19 protein-coding genes and 1 tRNA gene are annotated in these 19,899 nt (G+C 67.4%); 4 read left to right on the top strand and 16 right to left on the bottom strand.

The features are described from left to right. Position 1 precedes the first annotated feature (1 nt). On the bottom strand, positions 2-1,474 hold the full coding sequence (gene rpsA, locus M3B11_RS04680; protein ID WP_259875596.1) for a 30S ribosomal protein S1: 1,473 nt from the start codon (positions 1,472-1,474) through the stop codon (positions 2-4). 267 nt (positions 1,475-1,741) lie between these two features. Between rpsA and M3B11_RS04675 the strand changes: the two genes are divergently transcribed. After that, on the top strand, positions 1,742-2,578 hold the full coding sequence (locus tag M3B11_RS04675) for a class I SAM-dependent methyltransferase (protein WP_165882882.1): 837 nt from the start codon (positions 1,742-1,744) through the stop codon (positions 2,576-2,578). 36 nt (positions 2,579-2,614) lie between these two features. Here M3B11_RS04675 and polA read toward each other — a convergent pair whose 3' ends face one another. After that, complete coding sequence (polA, locus tag M3B11_RS04670) at positions 2,615-5,293, bottom strand: DNA polymerase I (protein WP_259875595.1); 2,679 nt, start codon at positions 5,291-5,293, stop codon at positions 2,615-2,617. Positions 5,294-5,345: 52 nt separating this feature from the next. On the opposite strand from polA, the gene M3B11_RS04665 reads away from it, so the two are divergent. After that, a complete protein-coding gene (locus M3B11_RS04665; RefSeq protein ID WP_259875594.1) occupies positions 5,346-5,798 on the top strand; it encodes a PaaI family thioesterase in 453 nt (150 codons plus the stop codon). A gap of 94 nt (positions 5,799-5,892) precedes the next feature. Here M3B11_RS04665 and M3B11_RS04660 read toward each other — a convergent pair whose 3' ends face one another. Next, a complete protein-coding gene (locus M3B11_RS04660; protein ID WP_175294795.1) occupies positions 5,893-6,510 on the bottom strand; it encodes an ANTAR domain-containing response regulator in 618 nt (205 codons plus the stop codon). A gap of 100 nt (positions 6,511-6,610) precedes the next feature. Here M3B11_RS04660 and M3B11_RS04655 point away from each other — a divergent pair. After that, positions 6,611-6,692: transfer RNA gene (locus M3B11_RS04655), tRNA-Leu, on the top strand. Position 6,693: 1 nt separating this feature from the next. Here M3B11_RS04655 and M3B11_RS04650 read toward each other — a convergent pair. Further along, positions 6,694-7,224 (bottom strand): DinB family protein, encoded by a 531-nt coding sequence (locus tag M3B11_RS04650; protein ID WP_259875593.1) that lies wholly within the window; start codon positions 7,222-7,224, stop codon positions 6,694-6,696. A 94-nt stretch (positions 7,225-7,318) separates the two neighbouring features. On the opposite strand from M3B11_RS04650, the gene M3B11_RS04645 reads away from it, so the two are divergent. Then, positions 7,319-7,735 carry a phage holin family protein gene (locus tag M3B11_RS04645; protein WP_259875592.1) on the top strand — a complete coding sequence of 139 codons (417 nt, stop codon included), beginning with the start codon at positions 7,319-7,321 and terminating at the stop codon, positions 7,733-7,735. 72 nt (positions 7,736-7,807) lie between these two features. Here M3B11_RS04645 and pyk read toward each other — a convergent pair whose 3' ends face one another. The 12 genes from pyk to M3B11_RS04585 form a co-directional block, all read right to left on the bottom strand. Beyond that, positions 7,808-9,328 carry a pyruvate kinase gene (pyk, locus tag M3B11_RS04640; protein WP_259875591.1) on the bottom strand — a complete coding sequence of 507 codons (1,521 nt, stop codon included), beginning with the start codon at positions 9,326-9,328 and terminating at the stop codon, positions 7,808-7,810. 87 nt (positions 9,329-9,415) lie between these two features. Continuing rightward, a complete protein-coding gene (gene lgt, locus M3B11_RS04635) occupies positions 9,416-10,603 on the bottom strand; it encodes a prolipoprotein diacylglyceryl transferase (RefSeq protein ID WP_259875590.1) in 1,188 nt (395 codons plus the stop codon). After that, positions 10,596-11,378 carry a tryptophan synthase subunit alpha gene (gene trpA / locus M3B11_RS04630; RefSeq protein WP_259875589.1) on the bottom strand — a complete coding sequence of 261 codons (783 nt, stop codon included), beginning with the start codon at positions 11,376-11,378 and terminating at the stop codon, positions 10,596-10,598. Before trpA ends, lgt begins: the two co-directional genes overlap by 8 nt. Beyond that, positions 11,375-12,688: a tryptophan synthase subunit beta gene (gene trpB, locus M3B11_RS04625; protein WP_259875588.1), complete on the bottom strand. Its 1,314-nt coding sequence runs from the start codon at positions 12,686-12,688 to the stop codon at positions 11,375-11,377. Before trpB ends, trpA begins: the two co-directional genes overlap by 4 nt. A 38-nt stretch (positions 12,689-12,726) precedes the next feature. Further along, the gene (trpC, locus tag M3B11_RS04620) at positions 12,727-13,533 is read right to left on the bottom strand and encodes an indole-3-glycerol phosphate synthase TrpC (protein WP_259875587.1); all 807 of its coding nucleotides are present in this window, start codon (positions 13,531-13,533) and stop codon (positions 12,727-12,729) included. After that, the gene (locus M3B11_RS04615) at positions 13,530-13,805 is read right to left on the bottom strand and encodes an HGxxPAAW family protein (protein ID WP_259875586.1); all 276 of its coding nucleotides are present in this window, start codon (positions 13,803-13,805) and stop codon (positions 13,530-13,532) included. Before M3B11_RS04615 ends, trpC begins: the two co-directional genes overlap by 4 nt. A 109-nt stretch (positions 13,806-13,914) precedes the next feature. Then, positions 13,915-14,418: a Trp biosynthesis-associated membrane protein gene (locus tag M3B11_RS04610; protein ID WP_259875585.1), complete on the bottom strand. Its 504-nt coding sequence runs from the start codon at positions 14,416-14,418 to the stop codon at positions 13,915-13,917. Further along, the gene (locus M3B11_RS04605; protein ID WP_259875584.1) at positions 14,415-15,947 is read right to left on the bottom strand and encodes an anthranilate synthase component I; all 1,533 of its coding nucleotides are present in this window, start codon (positions 15,945-15,947) and stop codon (positions 14,415-14,417) included. The genes M3B11_RS04610 and M3B11_RS04605 overlap by 4 nt, the downstream gene beginning before the upstream one ends. After that, a complete protein-coding gene (hisI, locus tag M3B11_RS04600; RefSeq protein WP_259875583.1) occupies positions 15,925-16,296 on the bottom strand; it encodes a phosphoribosyl-AMP cyclohydrolase in 372 nt (123 codons plus the stop codon). The genes M3B11_RS04605 and hisI overlap by 23 nt, the downstream gene beginning before the upstream one ends. Then, on the bottom strand, positions 16,293-17,066 hold the full coding sequence (gene hisF / locus M3B11_RS04595; RefSeq protein WP_259875582.1) for an imidazole glycerol phosphate synthase subunit HisF: 774 nt from the start codon (positions 17,064-17,066) through the stop codon (positions 16,293-16,295). The genes hisI and hisF overlap by 4 nt, the downstream gene beginning before the upstream one ends. A 16-nt stretch (positions 17,067-17,082) precedes the next feature. Beyond that, complete coding sequence (locus M3B11_RS04590; protein ID WP_259875581.1) at positions 17,083-18,588, bottom strand: acetyl-CoA carboxylase carboxyltransferase subunit alpha/beta; 1,506 nt, start codon at positions 18,586-18,588, stop codon at positions 17,083-17,085. Beyond that, the gene (locus tag M3B11_RS04585; RefSeq protein WP_259875580.1) at positions 18,585-19,793 is read right to left on the bottom strand and encodes a CaiB/BaiF CoA-transferase family protein; all 1,209 of its coding nucleotides are present in this window, start codon (positions 19,791-19,793) and stop codon (positions 18,585-18,587) included. The genes M3B11_RS04590 and M3B11_RS04585 overlap by 4 nt, the downstream gene beginning before the upstream one ends. Between the last annotated feature and the right edge of the window lie 106 nt (positions 19,794-19,899).

Raw genomic sequence — 19,899 nt, 5'->3', positions numbered from 1 at the left:
GTCAGTTGCCTGCGAGCTTCTCGCGCAGTGCGGCGAGAGCCTCATCGCTGGCCAGCGTACCGGCGTCGGCCGGCTCGTCGGAGCTGTAGGAAGCCTGCGACGGGACGTCGGCGGCTTCGGAGCCACCGGCCTCGGCGTCGGCAGCGATCGCCTTGGCGACCTGCTTCTTGTGCTCTTCCCAGCGAGCCTGGGCAGCGGCGTACTGCTGCTCCCACTCTTCGCGCTGAGCCTCGTAGCCCTCGAGCCATTCCTGGGTCTCGGGATCGAAGCCCTCGGGGTACTTGTAGTTGCCGTCCTCGTCGTACTCCTGGAGCATGCCGTACAGAGCCGGGTCGTGGAACTCGGTGGCATCCGGGTCGACGCCCTCGTTGGCCTGCTTGAGCGACAGCGAGATGCGGCGGCGCTCCAGGTCGATGTCGATGACCTTGACGTAGATGGTCTCGTCGACCGAGACGACCTGCTCGGGCAGGTCGATGTGGCGCACGGCGAGCTCGGAGATGTGGACGAGTCCCTCGATGCCGTCTTCGACGCGCACGAATGCACCGAACGGAACGAGCTTGGTGACCTTGCCCGGCACGATCTGTCCGATGACGTGGGTGCGGGCGAAGTGCTGCCACGGATCTTCCTGGGTTGCCTTGAGCGACAGGGACACGCGCTCGCGGTCCATGTCGACGTCGAGCACCTCGACGGTGACCTCGTCACCGACAGCGACGACCTCGCTCGGGTGGTCGATGTGCTTCCAGGACAGTTCGGAGACGTGGACGAGTCCGTCGACACCGCCGAGATCGACGAAGGCGCCGAAGTTGACGATCGAGGACACGACGCCCGGACGGACCTGGCCCTTCTGCAGGGTCTGCAGGAAGTCGTGGCGGACAGCCGACTGGGTCTCTTCGAGCCAGGCGCGGCGCGAGAGCACGACGTTGTTGCGGTTCTTGTCCAGTTCGATGATCTTGGCCTCGACCTGCTGGCCGATGTACGGCGACAGGTCGCGGACGCGACGCATCTCGACAAGCGAAGCCGGCAGGAAGCCGCGCAGTCCGATGTCGACGATGAGGCCGCCCTTGACAACCTCGATGACGGTGCCGGTGACGACGCCTTCGTCTTCCTTGATCTTCTCGATGTCGCCCCACGCGCGCTCGTACTGCGCGCGCTTCTTCGACAGCATCAGGCGTCCGTCCTTGTCCTCCTTGGTGAGGACCAGGGCTTCGATCTCGTCTCCGACCTCGACGACCTCAGCCGGGTCGACATCGTGCTTGATCGACAGTTCGCGCGAAAGGATGACGCCTTCCGTCTTGTATCCGATGTCGACCAGAACTTCGTCGCGGTCGACCTTGACGACGGCGCCTTCAACGATGTCTCCGTCGTTGAAGTACTTGATGGTCTCGTCGACTGCCGCGAGGAAATCGTCTGCAGATCCGATGTCGTTGACGGCGATCTGCTCGTTGGTCGCCGTTCCCGGCGTGGTGGTGGTCATAAAGGTTGAGACTCCGTAATGGACTTTTCACCGGCGCGGGCGCCAGTGTCTAGATGGACTGATGGACTTTGTGGAGTGCACGGCTGCAGTGAATGCGTCACGATGAGTGAGATCGGGAATACGGAAGATTTCCGACAGCGGCTGTTCTCGCCACGAGAACCGCACCCACACGCGCGCAGCGCATACGATAGCCAATGTTAGCATCATCAATGCGGATGACGCACACGCGCGAGCAGATTTCACCTCCCACACCACTGGAGCCTTCCCATGACGGACAGCGAGTACTCCCCCGAGACCATCAGCGGCGGCTATCTCGCCATCGACGAAGAGGCGTCAGTCCGGGCGAATCGCAGCTATTGGGACCATTCGGCTGAGGAGTACCTCGCCGAACACGGCAGCTTCCTCGGTGCCGCTGAGTTCGTCTGGTGTCCGGAGGGAATTCACGAATCCGACATCCAGCTGCTCGGCGATGTCGCCCGCCGTCAGGTGCTCGAGGTCGGCTGCGGTGCCGGGCAGTGCTCTCGGTGGCTGGCTGAGCAGGGTGCGATCACCACCGGCGTCGACCTGTCCTCGGGCATGCTCGAGCAGGCGTCCCGGCTGCAGAAGGAGCATCCGCTCTCAGAGGCCGCCGTGCCCCCGACATTCCTGCAGGCTGATGCCCGGCAGCTGCCCTTCGCCTCGAACAGCTTCGACATCGCCTTCTCCTCCTATGGCGCACTGCCCTTCGTCAAGGACGCAGAGGTGGTCCTTGCCGAGGTCGCCCGCGTGCTGCGACCCGGCGGCCGCTGGGTCTTCTCCGTCACCCATCCGGTGCGCTGGATGTTCCCTGACGTGCCCGGTGAGACCGGACTGACGGTCGAGTACTCGTATTTCGACCGCACCCCTTATGTCGAGGTCGACGGTTCCGGCGAGCCGGTCTACGCCGAGCACCATCGCACCTTCGGTGACTGGGTCACCCTGCTCGTTGATGCCGGCTTCCAGCTCACCGGCGTGACCGAGCCCGAATGGCCCGAGCACAATGACACCGCCTGGGGCGGTTGGTCGCCGCTGCGCGGCGCGCTCATGCCCGGCACTGCGATCTTCTCGACCCGCCTGGGCGGCTGATCCCGCTGGCTGCTGGCCCGCCGCCGAGGCGGTGGCTCAGTGGGCGGCGTCCTGCCAGGACCGGCCGACGCCGAGGTTGACGTCGAGCGGGACTGACAGCTCAGCTGCCTGCCCCATCGTCGTGCGCAGCACCTCGCTGACGGCTTCGCGCTCACCATCGGCGAGTTCGACGATGATCTCGTCGTGGACCTGGAGCAGCATCCGGCTTTTGAGGTCGGAGGCGGCGAAGGCATCCCGCAGGTTGAGCATCGCGATCTTCATGATGTCGGCAGCCGAACCCTGGATCGGGGCGTTGAGGGCGGCCCTTTCGGCCATCTCCCGGATCTGCCGGTTCGAGCTGCCGAGTTCGGGCAGGTAGCGGCGCCGGCCGTACATCGTCTCGGTGTAGCCGCGCCCGCGGGCCTCGGCGACGATCGTATCGAGGTAGTCCTTGACCGCGCCGAAGCGCTCGAAGTATCCCTCCATGAGCGCCCGGGCCTCCTCGACGGAGATCCGCAGCTGACGCGAGAGCCCGAAGGCCGACAGCCCGTAGACGAGTCCGTAGGACATCGCCTTGACCTTCGCACGCATCTGAGCGCTGACTTCGTCGACACCGACGCCGAACACCTTCGAGCCGACGTAGGAGTGCAGGTCCTCGCCGGCGTTGAACGCGGCGATGAGGCTCTCATCCCCGGACAGGTGGGCCATGATCCGCATCTCGATCTGCGAATAGTCCGCGGAGATGAGGTCGGTGTACCCGGCATCGGCCTCGGAGACGAAGACATGCCGGATCCGCCGGCCGGCTTCGGTGCGCACCGGGATGTTCTGCAGGTTCGGATCGGTCGAGGACAGCCGGCCGGTCGCGGCGATGGTCTGCTGGTAGACGGTGTGGATGCGTCCGTCGTCGGCGACCATCCGCTCAAGCCCGGCGACGGTCTGCTTGAGCTTGATGACATCGCGGTGGGCGAGCAGATGTTCGAGGAAGGGGTGTTCGCTCTTGATGTAGAGGTCGGCCAGCGCTTCGGCGTTCGTGGTGTAGCCGGTGCGGGTCTTGCGGGTCTTGGGCAGGTCGAGTTCCTCGAACAGCACCACCTGCAGCTGCTTGGGTGAGTTGAGATTCACCTCGTGGCCGATCGCCTCATACGCCTGCTGTGCGCATGTCTCGGCCTGCCGGGTGAATTCGTCGATGAGGGCGGAGAGCTCGCTGCGGTCGATGGCGATGCCGGTGTGCTCCATATCGGCAAGCACCTGTACCAGCGGCACTTCGATCTCGCGCAGCACCGCGGCCATGCCGGCGGCGTCGACCTCTCCGGTGAGCACCGGGGCGAGGCGAGCGATGGCGGCAGCGGTCTGGCCGAACGCGGTGAGCCGTTCATTCCCGTCGTCGAGGTCGAGGGCGAGCTGCCCGTCATCGGCGGGTCCCGTCAGGGAGATCCCGCAGTGCGTGCCGGCGAGCTCGGCGAGGTCGTAGGAGCGGGCGCCGGGCTCGAGGAGGTAGCCGGCGATCTCGGTGTCGATGGCCAGGCGCACATCGCGGTAGCCGGCGTCGGCCAGTGCTTTGAGCTGGGTCTTCGCGCCGTGGAAGGCGAGACGCAGATGGGAGGTGAGGAAGCCGGCAAGCGCTTCGACGGCAGCGGGGTCGAGGGTCGTGAGGTCGACTGCGATGGCGCTGTTCTCGGTGGCCAGGCCGATGACGTCGACGCTGCCGGAGCCGAGCTCATAGGTGCCGTTCGTCGCTACGGCGACGAGCGCCTCGGCGTCGGTGCCCTGCAGCCATTCCACGAGCGCGGCACTGTCGGCGACCGTTGCCTCGGGCAGGGAGATTGCCGGCGCCTCGGCGGGGGTCTCTTCTGGGCCGACGAGGGCGTCGAGGCGGGCGCCGAGCTGCCGGAACTCCAGCTGGTCGAACAGTTCGCTCACGGCCGGCCGGTCGACGCCGGTCCAGGCGACGTCGTCGATGGCGACGGGCAGCTCGAGGTCGTCGATGAGCTTATTCAGCCGGTAGTTGCGTTCGACGTTGTCGAGGTGCTCGCGCAGGTTGCCGCCGACCTTGCCGCCGATGTCCTCGGCGTTGTCGATGACGGCAGGCAGGTCGCCGTACTTGACCAGCCATTTCGCTGCGGTCTTATCACCGACGCCGGGCACGCCGGGCAGGTTGTCGGCCTTCTCTCCGACGAGAGCGGCCAGCCCGCGGTAGTTGGCGGGTGTGACGCCGTACTTCTCCTCGATCGCGGCAGGGGTCATGCGGCTGAGGTCGGAGACCCCGCGCTTGGGGTAGAGGATCGTGACGCCGTCGCGGGCGAGCTGGAAGGAGTCCTTGTCACCGGTGATGACGTAGGTGTCGATGCCTTTCTGCTCCCCCTGCTGGGCAAGCGTGGCGAGCACATCGTCGGCTTCGTAGTTCTCCTTCGTCACCACCGCGATGTTCATCGCGGCGAGCACGTTCTTGATGATCTCGACCTGACCGTGGAACTCCTCCGGGGTCTTCGCCCGCCCGGCCTTGTACTCGCTGTATTCGGCCAGCCGGAAGGTCTCCCGGCCGAGGTCGAAGGCCACCGCGATGTGGCTGGGAGTCTCGTCGCGACAGACGTTGAGCAGCATGGAGACGAAGCCGAACACGGCGTTCGTCGACTGCCCGGTCGTCGTCGAGAAGTTCTCCGCCGGCAGGGCGAAGAATGCCCGGTAGGCAAGGGAGTGTCCGTCGATGAGAAGAAGTTTCTGGCTGTGTTCGCTCACTCTGCAAGCCTAGCGCGCCCAGTACGGCCCCGGCATCCCGTAGAGTGCGGACATGAGCGAAGACGAACTTCTCCCCCTGACGACGGACACCCCGGATGACGTGCGGGCCCAGCTGGTGGCCCGAAACGCTGAGCGCAGCGCTGGAACTCTGCTGGAGCGGGTCGGCATCGTGGTCGACGATGTCGCCTACAACCGTGCGCTCGCCTCGATGCCGGTGGCGGGCAACACGCAGCCCTTCGGGCTCTTCCACGGCGGCGCGCATGTCGTCATCGCCGAGTCACTGGCCTCACTGCACGCGCATTTCATCTCCGGCAAGCCGGTGGTCGGCGTCGATCTGAATGCCACCCACGTGCGCGGGGCCAAGGAGGGCCGGGTGCATGCGACGGCAACGCTGAATCATCACGGGCGCACGATGATCAACCATGAGGTGCGGATGACTGACGACGACGGCCGGCTGCTGTCGATCGTGCGGATCACGAACATGGTGCTCGGCGCCAAGCGCTGAGACCGGGCTTGACTCGGCCCGGGCTTGACTCGGCCCGGGCATGACTCAGCCCCTGCCGCAGCGTGGCGGTCAGGGGCCGATGGGAGTGCGTGGGTTACTTCTTGCTGCCGATCTGCTCGAGGACGGTCTCGGCGACTTCGCGCATCGTCAGGCGGCGGTCCATCGATGTCTTCTGGATCCAGCGGAACGCCTCGGGCTCGCTCAGGCCCATGCTGGAGATCAGCAGGCTCTTGGCGCGTTCGACGAGTTTGCGGGTCTCGAATCGGTCAGTCATGTCGGCGATCTCGGATTCGAGTGCGGCGATCTCCGCGTGGCGGGACAGGGCGATCTCCAGGGCCGGAACGAGATCGTTGGACGTGAAGGGCTTGACGACATAGGCCATCGCACCGGCGTCACGGGCTCGTTCGACGAGCTCCTTCTGGCTGAACGCCGTCAGCAGCACGACCGGGGCGATGCGAGCCTTGGCGATCCGCTCAGCGGCAGAGATACCGTCGAGGACCGGCATCTTGATGTCCATGACGACGAGGTCTGGGCGCAGCTCCTCGGCCAGCCGGATCGCCGATTCGCCGTCGGCTGCCTCGCCGACGACGTCGTATCCGACCTCGCGCAGCATCTCGACGATGTCGAGGCGGATGACGGCTTCGTCCTCGGCCACGACGACGCGCCGGACGACGCCGTTCTCTGTCTTGGGTGCTTCTTCGTTAGTAGCCACGGATTCATCTTAGTCACGCCGCTGCGCGTTTTGACAGTGCGGGCCCGTGTTCATCCGGAGGTGCGGGTGGGCGCCCGGCTGGTCTAGGATGTTCTTCGTTGCCGGATTGGCGGAATTGGTAGACGCGCCGCACTCAAAATGCGGTATCGAGAGGTGTGTGGGTTCGAGTCCCACATCCGGCACTCAACTGCCTGTCGCGCCTGGCGCCTGCTCGCTCGGCTCCGCTGTCCGGGCGGCGACGATCTGCTCCCTGAGGATCTCGGCATGTCCGCAGTGCTGCGCGAGTTCGCGCAGAACGTGCAGGCACACCCAGCGCAGCGACAGCGTCCCTCGGCGGGTGCATATCAGGACGCTGTCCATGTCGAGACCCTGCACTGTCCTGCGGGACGCAGCGATCGTCTTGCGCAGCTCGGCTGTCACCGATGCCGAGGTGTCCTCAGGATCCAGGTCGAAGCTCTCATCTGGACCTGCCGCAATCCCGAGTTCGGCCCGCGATGCGCCTGTCACCCGCTCTTCGAACCACACCCGTGCGACGAACACGGCGTGTTTGACCAGCCCCAGCAGAGTGGTCTTCGACGGCACGAGCCTCATGCGCACTTCGTCTTCGGACAGTCCGTCGAGGATGTGAAGCAGGATCGTGCGGTGCTCGTCGATGAAGGCACGCAGCTGTTCGTCCAGCGGTGCCCAGTACAGCTCCCTGCTGTCAGCGGTCATGATCTCTCCCAGCCGGACGCGATCGCGTCCTGTCTCAGCTGACGCCCGTGCGCCTGTTCACCAGTTTCCCATCGGCACCTGAGAGACTGGGACCATGACTTTCCTGCTCCGCGTCATCGTCAACGCCGTCGCCATCTGGGCGGCAGCCGCACTTCTGCCCGGCATGGCCATCACCAGCGCCGACACCGTCCTCACCGGCCTCGGCCCTACCGCCTCGGCGGTCATCTCCTACCTCGTCATCGGGCTGATCTTCGGGCTCGTCAACGCGATCATCAGACCGCTGATCGAGGTCATCGCCCTGCCGATCACCTGCTTGACCCTGGGCCTGTTCACCGTCGTCATCAATGCTGCGATGGTCTCGCTGACCTCGTGGGTCTCGCAATTCACGCCGATCCGCCTGGAGATCGACAGCTTCCTCTGGACGGCCGTGCTCGCCTCGATCATCATCGCGGTCGTCTCGCTCGTACTGAACTTCTTCGTCCGCCCGCGCGAACGCGAGACCGAACGCTGACTTTCCCCCGGCAGACGCTGACTGCCGCCCCCGAGAAAGGGAGCGGCAGTCAGGGCGGGCGGGCCGCCGGAGTCAGTCGGTGTTCTGCTCGTATTCCTGCGGTTCGGTGATCTCGCCGTAGACCTCGTTGACCGGACCGGTATCCGAGTCGTCGCGGTAGGCGGCGGCCTTGCCGGTGATCGCGTTGCCGACGGTGTGGATCCGCAGCGCATTCGTCGACCCGACGATCCCGGGAGGCGACCCGGCGACGATGATGCACTTCTCGCCGTCCTCGGCCAGCCCGCGGGAGCGCAGCACGTGATCGACCTGGCGGGCCATCTGGTCGGTGTGGCGGACCTGATTGACGAGGAATGCTCGCACGCCCCATGTCAGCGCCAGCTGGTGGTAGACGCGCACATCCGGGGTGAATGCGAGGATCGTCTGCTTGACCCGCAGCCGCGACATCCGGCGCACCGAGTCGCCTGACTGACTGAAGGTGCACAGCGTGCCGATGTCGAGCTGTTCGGCGATCCGCACCGCGGCTGCGGTGACAGCACCGCCCTGCGTGTGGGGCTCGGTGCCGAGCGGGGCGATGCGGTCGAGCCCGTGCTCTTCAGTCGATTGGATGATCCGGGCCATGGTGCGCACGGCCTCCAGCCAATGCGCACCGACCGAGGTCTCGCCTGAGAGCATGAGCGCATCGGCCCCGTCAAGCACAGCGTTGGCACAGTCGCTGGCCTCGGCCCGCGTCGGCCGCGGCTCCTCGATCATCGATTCGAGCATCTGAGTGGCGACGATGACCGGTTTGGCGTTGCGTCGGCAGAGTTCGACGGTGCGCTTCTGCACGATCGGCACCTGCTCCAGGGGCAGTTCGACACCGAGGTCGCCGCGGGCGACCATCATGCCGTCGAAAGCGTCGACGATGCTCTCGAGCGCATCGACAGCCTGCGGTTTCTCCAGCTTGGCGATGAGCGGGACGAGGATGCGCTCTTCGCGCATGATCTCGCGCACGGTCTCCGCGTCCTCGGGCGTGCGCACGAATGACAGCGCCACCCAGTCAGCACCCAGGCGCAGACCCCAGCGCAGGTCCTCGACATCCTTGTCGCTCATCGCCGGGACGGACACCGGCACACCGGGCAGATTGATGCCCTTGTGGTCGGAGATCCGGCCGGCCACTTCGACTTCGCAGATGACGTCGGTGTCAGTGACGTCGGTGGCGCGCAGCCGGATCCTGCCGTCGTCGATGAGCAGCGGATCCCCGACCTCGACGTCACGGGCGAGACCGGCATAGGTGGTGCCCACCGCGGTCGCGGTGCCTTCGATGTCACGGGTGGTGATCGTGAATGCATCGCCCTTGCTCAGTTCGGGCTTGAGTCCGTCGGCGAAGGTGCCGACCCGGATCTTGGGGCCCTGCAGGTCGATGAGCACGCTGACCGGCTCGCCGGTGTCGCGGCCGGCCTTGCGGACCCACCGGTACTTCTCTTCGTGCTGTGCGTGGGTGCCGTGGCTGAGGTTGAAGCGGAAGACGTTGACGCCTTCCTCGATGAGTGAGCGGATGTCTTCGTAGCTCTGCTGGGCGGGGCCAAGAGTGGCGACGATCTTTGCATGCCTCATAGCCACCAGCCTAGCCGGGTCTGCGGGCCTGCCTTCAATCCTGTCCGAATTTCTGCGCTGTGACCAGCAGGCGGACACAACGGCCGGTCAGTCGGTGCTGGTGGACCCGTCCTCGTGTGGGCGGCGGCGCACCTGCGGGACGATCGAAATCGCCGAAGTGACGGCACCGAAGAACCCGAAGCTGCGATCGGTCAGCGGATTGCCGCCCTCGTCGTCGCTCCGGTGGTCGCCGTGGCCGGCAGTGTCCGCCGCGCGGGTGCCGCCGGCCGTTCCCGAGGCGGTGGAGCCGCCGGTGCCGCTGCCGCCGCCCCGGTGGTCGTCGCCGCGGTGGTGCTCGCCAGCGCCAGCGTCCGTGCTGTCTGCGCGGGCGGCTGCCATGCGGGCCAGGCCGCGTTCGGTGTAGACCTCCGGTGCCGGTTCGCGATGGCGCATCCGGGAGAACGTGAACAGTGCCAGGCCGATGAAGAGGACAAAGATGTAGAACCACATGTTGATGCGCACGCCGAGGAAGTACTCAGAGTGGTCGATGCGCAGCGACTCGATCCACAGACGCCCGATCGTGTAATAGCAGATGTAGGCGTAGAAGACCTGACCGTGGCCGAACCGGAAGCGCTTGGCCGACCAGATGAGCAGCAGGCAGCCAACGAAGTTCCACAGCGATTCGTACAGGAAGGTCGGGTGGAACAGGGTGTCAGCAGGCAGCGCCGCGTCAGGCCAGTTGGGGTTCGGTGCGCCGTTGAGGACTTTGTCGATCTGCAGGCCCCAGGGCAGGGTCGTCGGCCGACCGAAGAGCTCCTGGTTGAACCAGTTGCCCCAGCGGCCGAAGGCCTGGGCCAGGATGAGCCCGGGCGCGGCGGCGTCGATGAATGAGGTGAATCGGATGCCGTAGTGACGGCACACGAGGAACACGGTCAGCGCACCGAGAGCGACCGCCCCGCCGATGCCGAGACCGCCCTGCCAGATCTTGAATGCGTCGAGCGGGTTGCCGTTGGGCCCGAAGTACGGGCCGGGCACAGTGAGCACGTAGTACAGCCGACCGCCGATGATGCCGGCCGGGATCGCCCAGACGGCGATGTTCCACAGATCGTCTTCACTGCCGCCGCGCCGCTTCCAGCGGTACTGGGCGAGCATGAGGGCGGCGACGATGCCGGCAAGGATGCACAGCGCGTAGGCGTGGATGGTGAAGGGCCCGATCTCGAATCCCGACCAGCTCGGTGAGGGGATCGCCGCAGTCAGCGGGGTGAGCGCAGCGGCACCGGTGACCGGTTCAGGCATGGTCGCGCACACCCTCGGCGAACTCGGCGGCGCGGGCTTCGACGGCGGCTGGCCCGCCCTCGGTCAGGGCGGCGACGAGCGCAGAACCGACGATCACGCCGTCAGCGTAGGCGGCGACCTCTGCCGCCTGCTGCCGGTTGGAGACGCCGAGTCCCACGCAGACGCGTTCGGCGCCGGCGGCGCGCGTGTCGGCGACGAGCTTCTCGGCTGAGGCGCCGACCTGCGCGCGGGTGCCGGTGACGCCCATCGTCGAGGCGGCGTAGACGAAGCCAGAGGCGTGGGCTGCGACGTAGGCGAGCCGTTCGGGGCTGGAGGACGGGGCGACGAGGAAGATCCGGTCGAGACCGTGCGCTTCGCTTGCCGTCATCCAGTCGCCGGCCTCATCCGGGGTGAGGTCGGCGGTGATGATGCCTGTTCCCCCGGCATTGGCGAGGTCGCGGGCGAACGCCTCGACACCGTACTGGTAGATGAGGTTCCAGTACGACATCACGACGGGGGTGGCTCCGGCCGCGGCGACGGCCTCGACAGCGGTGAGGGCGTCGCGGGTGCGCACCCCGCCGCGCAGCGCCTGGACCGCGGCGGCCTGGATGGTCGGTCCGTCCATCCCGGGGTCGGAGTACGGGATGCCGACTTCGACGATGTCAGCGCCGCCGGCGACGACGGCGCGCATCGCGTCGAGCGAGCCGGGCACGTCCGGGTAGCCGACCGGCAGGTAGGCGATGAAGGCGGCGCGGTTGTCTGCTGCGCAGTCGCGCAGCACGTCAGCTGTGCTCACGAACGGCTCCTCTCTGCGGTGTCGCCGGTGTCGGCGGCCTCAGCCGGGTCCTGCGCCCCGACGGGCTCTGCGGTCTCAGCTTCTTCGGCTTGGGCGTCGAGGTAGCCGAAGTACTTCCCTGCTGTGTCGACGTCCTTGTCTCCGCGGCCGGAGAGGTTGGCAATGATGATCGCGCCTTCACCGAGCTCGCGGCCGACCTGAAGTGCAGCGGCCAGAGCATGCGAGCTCTCGATCGCCGGGATGATGCCCTCGGTGCGGCACAGCAGACGAAAGGCGGCCATGGCCTCGTCGTCGGTGAATGGGCGGTACTCACCGCGGCCGATCGACTGCAGCCAGGCGTGTTCGGGGCCGACACCGGGGTAGTCGAGTCCTGCTGAGATGGAATGCGACGGCAGGGTCTGGCCGTCCTCGTCCTGCATGATGACCGATTTCGATCCGTGCAGCACACCGACGCGGCCGTCGTTGAGCGGGGCTGCGTGCTGGCCGGAGGCGATGCCGGACCCGGCTGCCTCGCAGCCGATGAGCCGAACGTCCTCGTCGCCGATGAAGGCGTGGAAGATGCCGATGGCGTTCGATCCGCCGCCGACGCAGGCGGTGATGGCATCGGGCAGCCGGCCGGTCTGCTCCTGGATCTGGGCGCGGGCCTCGACGCCGATGATGCGCTGGAGCTCGCGCACGAGGAATGGGAATGGGTGGGGGCCTGCGACGGTGCCGAAGAGGTAGTGGGTGGTCTCCACGGAGGCGACCCAGTCGCGGAAGGTCTCGTTGATTGCGTCTTTGAGTGTGCGGGTGCCGGCTTCGACGGGAACCACCTCGGCGCCGAGCAGGCGCATGCGGGCGACGTTGAGCGCCTGGCGGGCGCAGTCCTCGGCTCCCATGTAGATGGTGCAGTCGAGCCCGAGCAGTGCTGCGGCGGTGGCGGAGGCAACGCCGTGCTGGCCGGCACCGGTCTCGGCGATGACGCGGGTCTTGCCCATCCGCTTGGTCAGCAGCGCCTGTCCGAGGACGTTGTTGATCTTGTGGCTGCCGGTGTGGTTGAGGTCCTCGCGCTTGAGGAAGATGCGCGCCCCGCCGGCGTGCTCGGAGAACCGCGGCGCCTCGGTCAGCAGGCTCGGCCGACCGGTGTATTCGGCGTGGAGACGCTGGAGCTCGGCAACGAATTCCGGGTCGACGATCGCCTTGGCGAAGGCTTCACCGATCTCTTCGAGCGCGCCGATGAGCGCCTCGGGCACAAACCGGCCGCCGAAGTCGCCGAAGTAGGGACCCTGCGGCAGTTCGCTGTGCTGCGGGGAGAAGAGTTCGTAGTCCATGTGGTCCTTTCCCATCGAGACGCAAAGACGAAGCGGTGTCAGGAGGCTCGGCGCTCGGCTTTCGCCTTCCGTCCGGCCGCGGTGAAATCGGCGACGTTCTCGCGCGGCTTCCCGCCGGTGACAAGCGCCTGGCCGACAAGTGCGAGATCGGCGCCCTGGGCAGCATACGCGGCGACATCACCGGCCGCGCTGACACCGGATTCGCCGACGAGCACAGTGTCGGACGGGCAGAGCTCGGCCAATGGCGCGAAGCGGTTGAGGTCGACGCTGAGGTCTTTGAGATTGCGGGTGTTGATGCCGAGGAGGACGGGACTGATGTCGGCGGCGATCTCGATCTCCTCAGCAGTGTGGGTCTCGACGAGCGCTGCCATCCCGAGGCTGGCGGACAGTTCGCTGAACTCCTGCAGCTGTGCGGGGCTGAGCGCGGCCACGATGAGCAGCACGATATCGGCGCCGTGGGCGCGGGCTTCGTGGAACTGGTACTCATCGACCATGAAGTCCTTGCGCAGCACGGGAATGTCCACCGCAGCACGGACAGCGTCGAGGTCGTCCAGGCAGCCGTTGAAGCGGCGCTGCTCGGTCAGCACGCTGATCGCAGCTGCTCCGCCTGCGGCATAGGAGCTCGCGAGCCCGGCGGGGTCGGCGATATCGGCCAGGGCTCCGGCAGACGGTGACGAGCGCTTGACCTCAGCGATGATGCTGAAGTCGTCGGCCGCACGCGGCAGGAACGGGAGCGCCGCGGGTGCATCCGCGGCGCGTGAGGCGATGTCCGCCAGTGGGCAGGCAGCCCGGCGTTCTGCCAGGTCTGCCTTCACCCCGCTGACGATGTCGGAGAGAACGCTCACGCCTTCGCCTTGGTCTTCTTCCCGCCCTTGCCGGCCGCACGCATCACAAGCCCGACGATCGGACCGAGGACGCAGATGATGAGGCCGGCCCAGAGCAGCGTCGGGGTCTCGGCGACGACACCGATGCATCCGACGATGAAGCCGACGAGGATGATGAAGACTCCGGTCCAGGCGGCAACGGTATTCCCGTGGCCCGGATCTTTGACTGAGTCGTAGTCAATGCTCGAGCGGTCGAGGTCGTATGCCCCATTGCGGGAAATGGTCTTCGGCATGGTTCTCCTTCGTTCTCACGCGGTATACGGTTATTCTCTCACGTCGATGCGGCGGGTCAGAAACCGACCCGCGAACCGACATCTGATCGCCACCGATGTGGCACAGTTCTCAGCTCGGGTCCTCGCCTCGGGAGATCGCATCCCAGGTACGGGTCGGGTCGAGGTCGCCGTGATCGTCTTCAGCTTCCGTTTCGGAGGCGTCGGCTTCGAAGCGCGCTGTCGTCTGCCAGCTGCCCGAACGCAGCAGCGCCCACACTGCGGCAGCTGCGGCGAGCAGTCCGGCGCCGATGCCGAGGGCCGGCAGGTTCGTCGTCTGCGCGCTGCTGAGTGTCGCGCTCAGAGCCATGCCGGCGAAACCGAGCCCGGCCAATGCCGCGCAGGCGGTGACGATCCAGCGGCCGATGCGCTTGAGCATGGTGAGCAGCAGGCCGCTGACGGCGACGATGCCGGCGCAGGCGAGCAGCACCGGCGAGTTCTCTGGAGCCTCGGCCGATCCTGCGCTCACGCCTGCGAGTTCGGCGGTCTCGGCGGCCTGGAACCACGGCTGGGAGCCGACGATCCACAGCACGGCGGCTGCGGCGAGCAGCGCGATGACGGCACGGGATCGGGTCATTGCAGGACCTCGGATTCGCTCCCGCTCGGGCACGTGAGCGTCTGCGCAGCTGCCGCGGCGCGCAGCACGGCGGCGGCCTTGTTGCGCGATTCCTGATCCTCCGATGCGGGCACGGAGTCGGCGACGACACCGGCGCCGGCACTGACGGAGATGCGCCCGTTGCGGATGACTCCGGTGCGTATCGCGATGGCGACGTTGAGGTCGCCGGTGAAGGACAGATACCCGACCGCTCCACCGTAGACTCCGCGGGCAACGGTCTCGTACTCGTCGATGAGCTGGAGGGCGCGCGGCTTCGGCGCCCCGGACAGCGTCCCGGCCGGAAACACCGCACACAGCACATCGATGCCGTCGGCGTCGTCATCGCAGGTGCCGACCACAGTCGAGCCGATGTGCATGATGTGGCTGTAGCGCTCGATCTCCATGAAGTCCACGACGTCGACGCTGCCGGGCCGGCAGACCTTTGCGAGGTCGTTGCGGGCCAGGTCGACGAGCATGAGGTGCTCAGCCCGCTCCTTCGCGTCGGCCAGCAGCTCGGCTGCCAGCTGGCGGTCCTCCTCGGCGGTGGCGCCGCGGGGCCGGGACCCGGCGATCGGATGCGTCTCGACCTTCCCGTCGGTGACGGTGACGAGAGCTTCGGGTGAGGAACCGACGATCGTCATCGGGCTCCCGTCTGGAGTCGGCACGTCGAGCAGGTACATGTACGGGCTCGGGTTGAACGTGCGCAGCAGCCGGTAGACATCGAGCGGATCGGCCGTGCACTCGGCTTCGAAACGCTGGGAGAGCACGACTTGGAAGACGTCGCCGTCGACGATGTTGCCCTTGGCCCGTTCGATCATCTGCAGGTAGTCGTCGCGCTCGGTGCGCGAGGAGACATTCGGCTCGGCGCGGTCGTACCAGGCAACGTCGGACGGCAGCGGTGCGGCGAGCTCTGCGAGCATCGCCTCAATGCGCCGACAGCCGGCGTCGTAGGCGTCGTCGACGCCGCTGTCGAGACCGTTGACGTTGACGACGTTGGCGACCAGGGTCACCTCGGAGGTGTAGTGGTCGTAGATGGCGACGTCACCGGGGACCGAAAGGCTGAGTTCCGGTACTGCGTCGACGGGATCGGGGCCGGGTCCGAGGCGTTCGGTGCGGCGCACGAAGTCCCAGCCGAGGTAGCCGACGAAGGAGGAGATCATCGGCGGCAGGCCCGCATGCGGACGTTCGATGGACAGCAGCCGCATCGTCTCGTGCAGACCGGTGAGCACGTCACCGCTGGTGGGTGCTCCGGCCGGGGCGGTGCCGAGCCACAGCAGCTCGCCGTTCTGTTCGGTCAGGGTGGCCACCGGGTCGCGACCGATGAAGGAATAGCGGTCCCACTGGCCCTGACTGGCCGATTCGAACAGGAACGCTCCGCTGCGGCCGGCGGCGAGCCTGCGGTACAGGCTCAGCGGAGTTTCGGCGTCAGCGAGCACGCGGGTGAAGACAGGCACGAGCCGGTGGTGCGCGGCAGCGGCGCGGAACTCCTCACGTGTCGGCGAGATGTGCATCGAGCTCCCTTCCGGTGAAGCAGGTGGCTGTCTGAGTATGGCACGCCGGCCCGACCTGGTCGACGATGAGCAGGATGGTGTCGGCGTCGCAGTCGAGAGCGACCGAGCGGACCCGCTGGGTGTGCCCGGAGGTTTCGCCCTTGACCCAGTACTCCTGGCGGGATCGCGACCAGTAGGTCGCCCTGCCGGTGCGCAGGGTGCGAGCCAGCGCCTCGTCGTCCATCCAGGCGAGCATGAGCACCTCGCGGCTCGTCGCCTCCTGCACGACGACCGGCAGGAGCCCGCCGCTGCCCCGTTTGAGGCGTGCGGCGATCGCCGGGTCGAGGCTGGAGTCCGGGACGCCGGTCATCGGACGGTGATCCCGTCGGCGGCGAGTGCGTCCTTCACCTCGGCGATCGTGAAGGTGCCGAAGTGGAAGACCGAGGCGGCGAGCACGGCATCGGCGCCGGCGTGGACTGCCGGGGCGAAGTGCTCGAGCTCCCCGGCTCCTCCCGAGGCGATGAGCGGGACGTCGACGACGGATCGGGCGGCGCGGATGAGCTCAAGGTCGAAGCCCTCATGAGTGCCGTCGGCGTCGACGCTGTTGAGCAGGATCTCCCCTGCCCCGCGTTCGGCGGCCTCGCAGATCCACTCGATGGCATCGATGCCGGTGCCGCGGCGCCCGCCATGGGTGGTGACCTCGAATCCCGAGGCGGTGGCCGGCCGGTCTGCCGGGACCCGGCGGGCGTCGAGGGAGAGGACGAGGACCTGGCTGCCGAACCGTTCGGCGATCTCGGTGATGAGCTCGGGCCGGGCCACGGCGGCGGTATTGACGCCGACCTTGTCCGCGCCTGCTCGCAGGAGACGGTCGACGTCGTCGGTGCTGCGCACTCCCCCGCCGACGGTCAGCGGGATGAACACCGTCTCCGCGCACTGGGAGACCATTTCGTAGGTGGTCTCCCTTTCGCTGCTGGAGGCGGTGACATCGAGGAAGGTGACTTCGTCGGCGCCGAGTTCGCTGTAGCGGCGGGCGAGTTCGATCGGGTCGCCGGCATCGCGCAGGTTCTCGAACCGGACTCCTTTGACGACGCGGCCGGCGTCGACGTCAAGGCACGGGATGACGCGCACGGCAAGGGTCATGTTCGTGGGTCTCCTCTCACAGTCCGAGGCTGCGGTAGCGTTCGATGCGCCGGTGCTCGCGCCGGTAGGCGGGTTCGCGCATCAGCGTGATGATCTCGTATTGCAGGGTCTTCGCCACCCGGGTGACGAACGCCTCGGGTTCGTCCGCGGCGTCGGGCTGCTCGGCGATGACCCGGTCGACGATGCCGTGCTTGAGCAGCATCTCGGCCTGCACACCCTGCTTCTGCGCCATCTCCGGGGCATGGTCGGTGTCGCGGTAGACAATCGCCGAGGCGCCTTCGGGCGGCAGCGGTGACAGCCAGCCGTTCTCGGCTGAGAGCACCCGGTCGGCTGGGACGAGTGCCAGCGCCCCGCCGCCGGTCCCCTCGCCCATGATGAGGGAGACGGTCGGGGCGTCGAGGGTGACCAGGTCGGCCAGGCAGCGGGCGATCTCGCCGGCCAGCCCACCTTCCTCAGCGCTCTTCGACAGTGCTGCTCCCGGGGTGTCGATGACGGTGACGAGCGGGATGTGCAGTTCGGCGGCAAGCGCCATGCCGCGGCGGGCTTCGCGCAGGGCGGCTGGTCCCATCGGCTCGCCGGCGGCCTGCCGGCTGCGGTCCTGGCCGAGCACGATGCACGGCGCGGTGCCGAACCGGGCGGCGGCCAGCAGCAGACCGGGGTCCTTCTCGCCTTGGCCGGTCCCGTTGAGCGGCAGCACATCGGTGGCGCCATGGCGCAGCAGCTCGCGCACACCGGGGCGTTCGGGCCGGCGGGAGGCGGTGATGATGTCCCAGGCGTGGGTGTTGACCGGCATCGGATCGGGTTCGGTGCGCGGATCCGGCACGGGTGCCGGGACTTCGCGGGCGCCCATGAGCACATTGAGGACCATGTTGACCGTCGAGGCGATCCGCTCGGGCGAGAGGACGGCGTCGATGAGCCCGTTGCGGTAGAGGTTCTCGCCGGTCTGAACGCTGTCGGGGAACTTCTCGCCGTAGAGCTGCTCGTACACGCGTGGGCCGAGGAAGCCGATGAGGCTGCCGCGATCGGCGACGGTGAAGTGGCCCAGGGATCCCCAGGAGGCGAACACGCCTCCGGTGGTCGGGTGGCGCAGGTAGACGAGGTAGGGCAGTCCGGCCTTGCGGTGGACCTTCACGGCGGCGGCGAGCTTGACCATCGTGAGGAATGCGACGGTGCCCTCCTGCATGCGGGTCCCACCCGAGGCTGGTCCGGCCAGCAGCGGCAGGCCCTCAGCGGTGGCGCGTTCGATCGCCTGGCACAGCCGTTCGGCTGCAGCGACGCCGATCGATCCGGCGAGGAACCGGAACTCGCAGGCCACGACCGCGACGCGGCGGCCGTAGATGCGGCCCTCGCCGGTGATAACGGCCTCGTCGACACCGGACTTCTCCTCAGCTGCGGCGAGTTCGGCGGCGTAGGTCTCGGAGATCCCGTCTGCTGGTTCGATCGGCTCTTCGTCCCAGGAGATGAAGGTGCCGTCGTCGACGACGAGATCGATCAGCTCCCGGGCGCTCAACCGCGAGCTCAAGGCGTCTCCTCCAGCCAGCGGCGAATCGCGTCGCCGTGTTCGTCGAGGAGCGGCGGGGCGAGGTGCTCGCGCGGCGTCGATTCGGTTTCGCCTTCGGTATCGGCGTCGAAGAACCGCAGCGGCGGGCCGGGCAGGTCGATCTCGCCGAGCACCGGGTGCTCAACGGAGATCTTCAGTCCCTGCGACAGCGCCTGCTCCCACTGGTAGACCTCCTGCAGGGAGCGCACGATGCCTGATGGGATGCCGGCATCGGCGAGCTTGTCAAGCAGCTCTTCAGCGGTGTAGTCGCGGAAGCGCTCTTCGATGACGCTGATGACTGCCGGGCGGTTGGCGACGCGTTCGGCGTTGGTCGCCATACCCTGAGTTTCGGGGTCGATGTCGAAGGCGGCACAGAGTTTGTGCCACAGGTTCTGGTTGCCCACCGAGATCTGCACGGCCCCGCCCTTGCAGTGGAACAGGCCGTAGGGCGACAGCGACGGGTGGTGGTTGCCGCCGGGTGCAGGGTTCTCCCCGGCGATCGTGGCGCGGGTGCCCTGGAAGGCGTGGACACCGACCATGCCGGCGATGAGCGAGGTGCGCACCACCTTGCCGCGGCCGGTGCGCTCGCGTTCGAGCAGGGCGGCGAGCACGCCGTAGGAGCCGTAGATGCCAGACAGCAGGTCGGCGATCGGCACGCCGACCTTCTGCATGTCATCGGGGGCGGAGCCGGTCAGCGACATGAGGCCGGCCTCGCCCTGGGCGATCTGGTCGTATCCGGCCCGGGCGGCCTCGGGGCCGTCGTGTCCGAAGCCGGTGATCGAGAGGATCACGAGGCGCGGGTTGAGCTCCATGCAGCGTTCGGTGGAGAATCCGAGGCGGGTGAGCACGCCGCCGCGGAAGTTCTCGACGAGCACGTCGGCGCGCTCGATGAGCTGGGCGAGGACCTCCTTGTCACGGTCGTCCTTGAGGTTGAGGGCGATGGATTCCTTGTTGCGGTTGCAGGAGAAGAAGTAGGTGGCCTGCGGATCGTCCTCAGGCCCGACGAAGGGCGGGCCCCAGGAGCGGGAGTCGTCGCCGGAGGCGGGGTTCTCGACCTTGATGACGCGGGCGCCGAGGTCGCCGAGCATCTGCCCGGCATGCGGTCCGGCCAGTGCGCGGGAGAGGTCGACGACGGTGTAGCCGGACAGTGGTCCGGGGCGGATGGTGGTCTCGGATGTGCTGCTCATCGTCGGTCGGTTCTCCTTCGTCGTTCGGCCGTTGGCAGCCGTGCCCGGCGGCTGGTCTCAGTGTGCCCGAGGTGCCGGTGCCGCTGCGCTGTCGTCTCGCGGACGC

Source organism: Brevibacterium sp. p3-SID960 (genome assembly GCF_025144725.1).
Classification (GTDB): Bacteria; Actinomycetota; Actinomycetes; order Actinomycetales; family Brevibacteriaceae; genus Brevibacterium.
This window is presented reverse-complemented; position numbering and strand designations above follow the sequence as displayed.